This window comes from Bacillus sp. 3a (assembly GCF_017161885.1).
GTDB lineage: Bacteria > Bacillota > Bacilli > Bacillales > Bacillaceae > Bacillus > Bacillus safensis.
The window spans coordinates 52,444-62,455 of the sequence record NZ_CP067376.1 but is presented as its reverse complement, the minus strand read 5'-3'; the positions used below and the strand labels follow the sequence as shown (position 1 = coordinate 62,455).

3 protein-coding genes are annotated in these 10,012 nt (G+C 45.3%); 2 read left to right on the top strand and 1 reads right to left on the bottom strand.

Annotated features, from left to right (window positions below; genetic code table 11):
- Positions 1-10: 10 nt before the first annotated feature.
- Entirely contained in the window at positions 11-8,206 is an 8,196-nt protein-coding gene (locus JJ692_RS00250) for a non-ribosomal peptide synthetase (RefSeq protein ID WP_206534103.1), read from the top strand.
- Between the two features lie 6 nt (positions 8,207-8,212).
- Positions 8,213-8,953 carry a thioesterase II family protein gene (locus JJ692_RS00245; RefSeq protein WP_073203758.1) on the top strand — a complete coding sequence of 247 codons (741 nt, stop codon included), beginning with the start codon at positions 8,213-8,215 and terminating at the stop codon, positions 8,951-8,953.
- A gap of 37 nt (positions 8,954-8,990) precedes the next feature.
- Here JJ692_RS00245 and JJ692_RS00240 read toward each other — a convergent pair whose 3' ends face one another.
- Positions 8,991-9,905, bottom strand: a complete 915-nt coding sequence (locus tag JJ692_RS00240; protein WP_044332660.1) for a DMT family transporter — start codon at positions 9,903-9,905, stop codon at positions 8,991-8,993.
- Positions 9,906-10,012 lie beyond the last annotated feature (107 nt).

The following is a 10,012-nucleotide window of genomic DNA, read 5'->3' as shown; positions in this document are numbered from 1 at the left end:
GAGAAGAACGATGTTAGTGAGTAGACGAAAAGGACATGCAGCAAATCATATCGTCAGAATCAACGGAAAACGGATAGATCTCAAAGCATTAGAGCAAGTCATGATGCTTCATTTTCCGTTTAAGGAATGTGCCATCATTCCGAAGAAAAATCAAGAAGGCAGTCTATCGCTTGTGCTATTTGCACAGGCGAAGGACGCTTCGTTGACAAGAGAGGATCTGAAGAAAGGTCCGCTTCATCCTCATGAAGTGCCAGCCGCTCTCGTCTTATTACCTTCTTTGCCAAAGACAGAAAGTGGAGCAGTCGACAAAGAGGTACTGCTTTCAATTGAAATCATAGATCAAGAGGAATTAAGAAAGATAGAAGAGCGCACCAAAGCTATAGATGGAGTAGCGGAAGCGGCCGCTTTCATTGAAAGTCAGTCAGAAAAACAAACGCCCTATCACCTAGATGACCTGTTTCCTGATCGACAGCGTACTCAAGGGAACGAACCGCTTTCGAAAAGTGAAGCGGGCAAAACAAAACCATCATCTCTACATGAGAAGCCGCCCGCACTTGTGTATGGCGGAGATGTGATCAAAAAACCAGGCACACCTGTCACGCTGACAGAGGTGCTGATTCGATCAGCCTTTATGTCACCAGACCGCGGGGTGACTTATTTGAAAGAAGGCGGGCATACGTTGACCCAAACCTATCCTGAATTACTAACTAGCGCTGAACGGGTTCTGTCCGGTTTAAGGGCAGCAGGACTGTCAAACGGTGATCAAGTGTTACTTCAATTGAAAGACCATCAAGATTTTATCACGGTGTTCTGGGGCTGTATTCTCGGAGGAATCATTCCGACCCCAGTCTCTGTGCCGCCTGTTTATGATGAAGTGAATCAAGGTGTGAATAAGCTGAAGGGCGTGTTTCAGCTGCAAAATGAACCTTTCATTATTACGAATGAAGCAAGTGCTGAGGACATTGCTGGGCTGCGTGAGACATTTGAAGCAAAGGTCGTGCCTATCTTAACAATTGAAGCATTGCTGGCGTATGAACCAGATGAACAGCATTATGAGCCAGAGCCGGATGAGCCTGTGTTGCAGCTGCTGTCTTCAGGAAGTACGGGTGTACCAAAGTGTATCCGTCATCATCATCAAAGCATTTTATCTAGAATTATGGCCTTTGAGCAGGTAAACGGCTTTACACATGAGGATGTGTCGCTTAACTGGATGCCGCTTGATCATGTTGGTGGAATTGTCATGTTTCATGTACATGACGTCTACCTTGGCTGCCAGCAGATAAGTCCATCCATCGATCAATTTATCGAGCGGCCGATGGTGTGGCTGGATTGGGTAGAAACATACGGTGTCACAAGGACATGGGCACCAAACTTTGCCTTTGCCATGATGAATGAATATGAAGACGACATTCGTAAGGGAAACTGGGACCTGTCCACTCTGACTTATATCATGAATGCAGCCGAAGCGGTTGTTCCGAAAGTCACGCAGCGCTTCATGCACATCATGGGGCAGCACGGATTAAGCCGTCATGCGATGGTACCTGCTTACGGTATGTCAGAAACTTCCTCAGCCATTGTTCAGTCAAAGAAATTTATGCGGAACAGTGAACAGGATGGACAGCTGACGATTGATCAGACCTCGTTAACAAGTGAGATCGAATATGTGACGCACGATCATCCGAACAAGATGACGTTTACAGAAGTCGGCACGCCGATTCCTTCTGTATGGATTCGAATTGTAGATGAGCATCACGAGGTGCTGCCAGAAGATCAGGTTGGGCGCTTGCAGGTGAAGAGTCCAACAATTATGATGGGCTACTATCAAAATGAAGAAGCCAATCAAGAAGTTTTTGCGGAAAACGGCTGGTTTCACACAGGGGATTTAGGTTTTATTCATGAAGGGCGTCTCGTTCTGACCGGTCGAGAAAAAGACATCATTGTGATCAACGGCGCTAACTATTTGAATTACGAAATTGAAGCGGTTGTAGAAGAGGTGGACGGGGTTGAAGTCACCTTCGCCGCTGCGTACGGCATTTATAATCCCGAATCAAGCAATGACACGCTTGCCGTCTTTTTTGTCTCACAAAGAGATTCAATAGAGGAACAAATCACGATAATTCAACAGATGAGAGAAGCCATCATTCGAAAAATCGGCATAGAGCCTGATCACATCATTCCGGTGAAAAAAGACCAATTTCCAAAAACGGAGAGTGGGAAAATTCAGCGTGCCCAGTTAGGCGCAGCACTAAAAGATGGAGCCTTCCGTGACATTGAACAGGCACTGGATCTTGCTTCTGAAAATGAACAAACACTCCCAGATTGGTTTTTCAAACGCATTTGGACTAAGGAGCATATCGGTCCAACTCAGCCTTTTGCTGACCATGTACTCGTTTTCGAGGATGAAAAAGGTCTTTATCAATCGCTTTACACACAATTTGAGCAAAAGAATCAGCCATATGTTTCTGTGAGAAAAGGGCATGAATTTTTGCGTCTGTCCAAAGGGATGTACCAGATAAATCCGAGAATCAAGGGGGATTACGTTAGGCTCGTTGCCGCACTTGAAGCAGATGAACTAAAGATCGGCCGCATGCTCCATCTGTGGAATGTGTCAGACAAAGAAGACATCGTTGATCCTGCGCAGTTCAAAGAGCTGCATGCCAGCACCAATCAATCCATTTTGTACTTGTATCAAGCATTGAGACAAGCAAATAAAGAGCCCATCCGTCTTGTCGTTGTGACAAAAGGTGGTCAATTTGTGAAGCCTGAAGACGATCTTCATGTGGAGAAAACGCCGCTTGCAGGTCTGCTAAAAACCATTCCGCAAGAATGGGAAGGAGCAGAGGTGTCTCATCTTGATATTGAAGCGGAGAATGTAGAACAGGATGCCAAGCATATTGCGGAAGAATTGTCTGCGATTCATATAAAAGCAGAGGTTTCTTACCGAAATGGAGACAGATTCGTACCAAAGCTGGAAAAAGTCAATATGATCGAAGCGCCTCAAACAGAAGGATTTTTAGAATATGAAGGTCTTTATTTATTGACTGGAGGACTTGGCGGAATTGGGTTTGAGCTGTCTAAGCAAATGCTCCAATTTGGCTTAAAGCTCGTATTGATTGGACGGACATCTCTGGAAGACAGCTTGGAAAAGAAAGAAGCCTACTCACAGCTAAAAGATGTTGGTGACGTCATTTATATCCAAGCAGATGTGACCAACTTACGTGACGTTGAACAGGCGATTTATCAAGCAGAAAAGCATTTTGGACAATCGATCCGGGGTGTGCTGCATTTGGCCGGTGCTGGTCATGTGTCTGAGCATTTTCAGCAGGCGGACAAGTATACACTGGCTCATACGTCAGAAGAGGATTTCACAAAAGAAATGTCAGGGAAAGCAGACGGGGCATGGGTCCTGCAGGAAGCCTTTAAGTATGATCCGACAGTACCGTTTGTCTTTTTTGGATCGGTCAATGGCTTTTTTGGCGGCACAACATTTGGGGCATACTCTGCGGCCAACAGCTTTTTAGATGGACTCGCGCACGCTCTCACCTTTCAAGAAGGAAGACGAGCGATCTCTTTGAACTTCAGTATGTGGGATAATCTCGGTTTGTCTAAGGGGCATACCGGAGCAGCTCTCACCGTTCGCAAGGGATTTCAATTGATTGGAAAGAAACAAGGTCTCCATTCATTATGTTTAGGTGTCCGGCTCAATGAAGCGCATCTATTTATTGGTCTGGACGGAGCAAATCCAGACATCGCCGGGTATCTTCAACCAGCTCCAATACCGGTCTTTGAGAAAAAGCTTTTTTACACCGTTCAGCCTGGCAAAGAAGTGCATGTTGAAGAGATTAAGAGCGTCGCAGAAGGCAAATGGGAGATTCAACAAGTACAGGAAATACCGAAAAAGCAAGATGGCTCTATTGATCATGAAGCACTCAAATTGAATCATGACAAAAATGGACAAAGCCTTGAAAAGCAATTGCCAGAAACGAAGACAGAGCAGCTTCTTGCCGCCATATGGGAGGACATTTTAGATGTAGATCGCGTGTATAAAGAGGATCAATTCTTCGACCTTGGCGGACATTCACTAAAGGCGACTCAAACCATTTCCCGGATCAATCATGAATTTTCAATGAAGGCGCCTTTAAAAATATTATTTGAAAGCAAACATCTGGCACATCTGGCGCAAATGGTTGATGACATCAAAGGGGCGCCAGCCGTTCAGGAAGCTAAAATTCCAAAGCTTAAAAAGCAAACAAGCTATGAACTGTCACATGCTCAGAAGCGTATTTGGTTCTTATCGACATTAGAAAAGAGCCATCATTACAATATATTAGGTGCTTGGAAGCTGACAGGACCATTACACATTCAAGCATTAACAAAAGCGATTGGTCTTTTAACAAAGCGGCATGAAGCACTTCGGGCAGTATTTAAATCACTTGGCGGCAAGCCGGTTCAACTCATTCGTGAAGACCTTCCGCCATCTGTGACAGTGGCAAATTTCTCGTTATTTAATGAAAAAACAAGAGCGAGAAGACTCAAGCAGCTCATTCAGCAAGAGGCAGACCGCGTTTATGATTTAGAAAGAGGACCTCTTGCGCAGTGGACGATAGTAGATATGGGCAAGGAGGAGTATTATCTCCTTTGCGCGCAGCACCACATCATTTCAGATGCATGGTCACTCAGCCTGCTCATTCAGGAATTAGAAGTGGCATATGAAGCGCTGCTTGCAGATGAAACGCCGCAGCTCCCAGCCTTAGAAATCGAATGGACAGACTATGTACATTGGGAAAATGAACAATTAAAGCATCATCAAGAAGACCAAGCCTATTGGCTCAATACGTTACAAGGTGAACTTCCAGTTCTGGAGCTGCCGTTTGACCGTCCTCGTCCGCCGGTTCAAACATTTAACGGTGCTACAGAGCAAATCGTACTGGATGAACCGCTTATCCGCCGCTTGCAGGCTTTGTCCAAGCAGCAGGGCACGACATTGTTCATGACGATGCTGTCCGCGTACTACGTTCTGCTTCACAAGCTGTCCGGACAGACAGATATCATCATTGGATCGCCTATCGCGGGCCGGGATGCCAAGCAATCAGAACAGCTCGTTGGGATGTTTGTGAATACACTTGCGCTGAGACAGGACGTCTCAACAGCAGAGACGTTCGCCGATCTTTTGGAAAACGTGAAAGAGATGACGTTAAAAGCGTTTGAGCATCAGCATTATCCATTTGACAAGCTTGTCGATGACCTTTCGTTAGATCGAGATTTAAGCCGGTCCCCTATTTTTCAGGCGGCCATGGGGTATGTCACCGATTCGCTCGATGTAAACCTTAAAGGGCTGACAAGTGAACATGTGATGGTCCATCATACAGTATCTAAATTTGATCTCACCCTGCATGTATTTGAACAGGAAGAGCAGCTGTCGATTCATGTGGAATACAATACGGATTTATTTGATCAAGAGACCATTCATCGTTATATGAACTATTATCTCCATGTGCTAGATGGTATGACGGCACAGCCTGAGCGTACATTTGCGGATTATTGCTTAATGGACAAAACGGAACAGGCGGCGATGATTCTAGGGAAAAATCAAACGGAAACGCCTTATCCAAAACGTACGCTTCAAGAATTGTTTGAAGAACAGGTGAAGTGTGATCCGCATCGTATTGCCTTGTCCTATATGGATGAGCATATGACGTATGAAGCTTTGGATAAGAAGGCGACAAAGCTTGCTGCTTACTTACAGTCAAAAGGAATTGGACCAGGCTCCCTTGTCCCGATGCTATTTGATCGCTCCTTTGACATGATTGTGTCGGTCCTAGGAATCATCAAATCTGGTGCTGCATATGTTCCGATGTCACCTGAATATCCTGATGCACGCATCCGTCTCATCGTTCGTGATACGCAAAGCGATGTGATCATCACCCAGTCTCATCTTGCAGATCGTCTAGTAGGCTTTACAGGTACAAGGATTATCATGGACAAGCCAATACCAGAAACAAATGCAGGTTATCAAAGAGAATCATCGATTATAGGTGAAGACCAGATCGCCTATGTCAATTACACATCAGGCTCAACAGGTACACCAAAAGGCGTGATGCTTCCTCATGCAGGAGTTGTCCGCTTAGTTAGAGAAACAAACTATATCAAGCTCGGTCCAGATGACAAAATGCTTCAGCTCTCAAACTATGCTTTTGATGCTTTTACATTTGAATTATGGGGGATGCTGCTGAATGGCGGTCAGCTGATTCTCCTCCCAAAATATGCAGCACTGAATATGGAAGAATTAACGCAATTCATCAAAACGTATCAAGTGACAGCCAACTGTCTGCCAACCGCTTTATTTAATCGACTGGTGGAGCACGATCCGAAAAGTGTGGCAGGCTACCGCACATTACTCGTTGGCGGGGAAGCCATGTCTAGTGAGCATGCACGAAAGGCACTGCCGCATATGGAAGGTGCGCTCGTCAATGCTTACGGTCCAACAGAAAATACGACATTAGCCACAACACATCAAGTCACACACGTGCCAGCAGGCGCAAAATCAGTTCCAATTGGTGTGCCGGTGTCGAACTCAACTGTCGTCATACTGGACGATGCGCTCAACCCAGTACCAGCAGGCGTCAAAGGAGAAATTTATATCGGCGGAACTGGTCTTGCGAAAGGCTACCTTCATGATCCAGAGCAGACAAAGGAGCGGTTTATTGACAATCCTTTTCCTGAACTAAAGGGAGACAAGCTGTATCGTTCAGGCGACCTTGGTACATGGCGATCAGATGGCACCATTGAATATCTCGGCCGAAAAGATCATCTAGTGAAAATTAGAGGCTACCGAATTGAATGCGGAGAAATTGAGACAGCCCTGCTCAAGCATCCACAAGTCAAAGAATGTACAGTCATCGCCAAAACGTATGGCAGCTCAAAACGGCTGGCGGCCTACCTTGTAACAAACGGAGAAAACCCTGTTCCGGGCTGGAAAGCCTTTTTGCAGGAAAGCCTGCCAGGCTATATGATTCCAAGTTACTTTATCGTACTGGATGAAATGCCGGTGACAACGAACGGAAAGGTTGATCAAAAAGCACTGCCAGAGCCAACAGAAACAATTTCCCTTTCCCATGATGACGACAAACCGGTCACCGAAACGGAGGAGCGGATTGTCGCAGCTTTCAAGGAAGTGCTTGGTGTGAAGCAAGTAGGTATGCATGACTCCTTCTTTGATCTGGGCGGCGATTCCATTATGAGTATTCAGGCTGTGGCCAAATTAAAAGAAAAAGGTGTTCGTGTTGATCCAAAATGGATTTTCATGCACCCGGCGCCTGCGCAATTAGCCGCACATTTGGATGCAGTGCCAGAAGCCGCTGAGAACGTCGAAAGGTCTCCGAAGGACTACGTGATCGAGCTGAAAAAAGGCGATCCAGCCGAACCGAGCATATTCTTCGCGCCGCCTGCTGGTGGAACGGTGATGGGCTATATTGATGTTGCTAAGCTCATGACACATCAAGGTGCTGTGTATGCCTTGCAGTCTCCTGGTCTATATGAGGATGAAGAGCCGCAATTCCTCCATTACACGGAGCTTGTGCCCCTTTTTATAGAAGCCATTGAAACGTTCTACCGTCCGGGGATTGACTATCTCGCGGGGCATTCAATGGGCGGGCATCTTGCCTACGGAATGAATCAGCGGCTCTGTCATGCAGGAAAAGCGCCGAAAGGACTCATCATTTTAGATACGGTCCCAGTGCTAAGAGATGAGGCAGATCAGGCACTTCATGCCGATATGAATGAAGAAGAAGTAAAAATGCTCGCACTTGTCCTTGGAATGGGGAATCTGGTCGGCATTCAGCCAGAAGCTTTACAAGGATTGAGCTTCCAAGAAGTAAAGCAGAAAATACTCAAAGAGGCAGAAAAGGATGAAGTTGTTCATCAATTCATGAATGATCAATATTTAGATAAATATTTGCAAATGCAAACGCATAATACGATCATGTCACAAGCCATTGAATTAGAAAAAGAACCATTCCCTGTGCCATTTTATATTGTCCAAAGCAGTGATCACGCAAGCGATTTCCAGAAGAAGTTCGCAGATTGGGAGGCTTATACGAAAGAGTCGTGCTCGTATTACCACATCAAAGGCGATCATGTCACCATGATGAAAAGGCCGCAGGCAGATGAACTGGCACGGATTCTTCAAACGATTATAAAGGGGTAAAGACGTATGAATCAGTTATTGAAAACCTTTGAAAAAAAATCAGATCTCATTCAACTTATTTGTTTTCCTTTTGCCGGCGGATATTCCGCCTCATACCGTCCGCTCTTTGAACAGCTAAAAGACGTGGCCGAAGTCACAGCAGCAGAGCCCCCAGGGCACGGCACCAATCTCATGCCGCTTGAATCAAGCATTGACCGGCTGGCAGAGCTGTATAAAGAAGGACTTACGGACAAATTGAACCGCCCATTTATTCTGTTTGGACATTCAATGGGAGGGCTTGTGGTATACAGACTAACCCAGCTGCTAGAAAAGGAAGGAATTTATCCTGCAGCAGTGGTGATCTCAGCCATTCAGCCTCCGCAAACAAAACGGCAGATGCTGACGCATTTATCCAATGAAGCATTTGTACAGCATATTGCCGAAATGGGCGGGATTCCAAAGGAATTACTAGAGAACAAACCAATGATGGATTACTTTACACCGTCATTGCGTGCAGACTACAAGGCACTAGAAACCTTCCAGCACACAGATCAATCGATTATCGACACACCTGTTTATTTATTCAATGGAAAGCAAGATGAGAAATGCATGCAGGATGCAAGCGGCTGGTTAAAATGGGCAAAAACCATCGAACGCACCAATTTCGATGGAGGCCACATGTACATCAACACACACCTTGAGCCATTTGCAGAGCAGATGAGACAGGTGATTGAGCTTACAGCCAAGCAGCAATTGATCAGACATTAAAAAAGAAAGCGGCTCTCTATAAAGAGGCCGCTTTTTCTTATGAATGCTGTTTCTTCACCACATTCCCGCCAATCACCCCGCCAATGACTAGCACCCCTCCGAGGAGATGGTACCAATCAATCGTTTCGTGTAAAATGAGAACTCCGGCGGCGACCGTGATAAACGCGGATAAATTGTTAAAGATGCTGACCTTTGCCGCTTCTAGCTGCGAGAGTGCATAGTTTGATAAATATGCGGTAAGAAGAGATGAAAGAATACCTAAAAAGAGCATCGACCATACAAAGGATGCTTCTGTAAATGGACTGAAAAACTGAGGCAATGATCCATTGATCGAATGCCGGATAAGCGCGGCGGCATTGAAAAAGACAAAGCCAAAGAAGGTCATCACAAAGGTGAGTTCGATCACATGGAATCGTTTTGTAATCACTCTGGCAAACACACTATATGCACTGGATGACAAGGCTGAAAGTAAAATCAGCACATAGCCGATGAAGTGAGAATGCTGGACATCAATTCCTTTCATGACAAAGAGAAGCATTACCCCGCACACAGAAAGGAAGGTAAACAGCACTTGTATCCATGTCGCACGTTCCTTTAAAAACCAGGCTGCCAGCAGCATCGTTAAAATGGGAATCGTCGCTTGAATGATGCCAGCCTCTGAAGAAGATGTATACATCAATCCCCACACTTGAAAAGCAAAGAACAAAACAGGGTAAAGCAAGGAAAACGGTACGATATAAATGAGATCACGCCATTGAATGGATATGCGATACTTTTTTCGTAGAAACGGATACAGCAATAGAGCGGCTGCAAAAGAAACGGTAAAGCGGTGTGCCAATAAATCGATTGGATTTGCTGATTCTAATGCGATTTTGACAAACAAAAAGGAAAAACCAATGATAGAGGCGTATGCGATCGCGGCAGCATACGCTTTTTGTTTTGACATATTCATAACGTGACTCCTTACATGAGCATGCATGCTTCAAATGAATTGACCGGTTCTGTTCTTCTATCGTAATCGGATCATCTAACGTGTACAATAAGAGAACATGATATCTG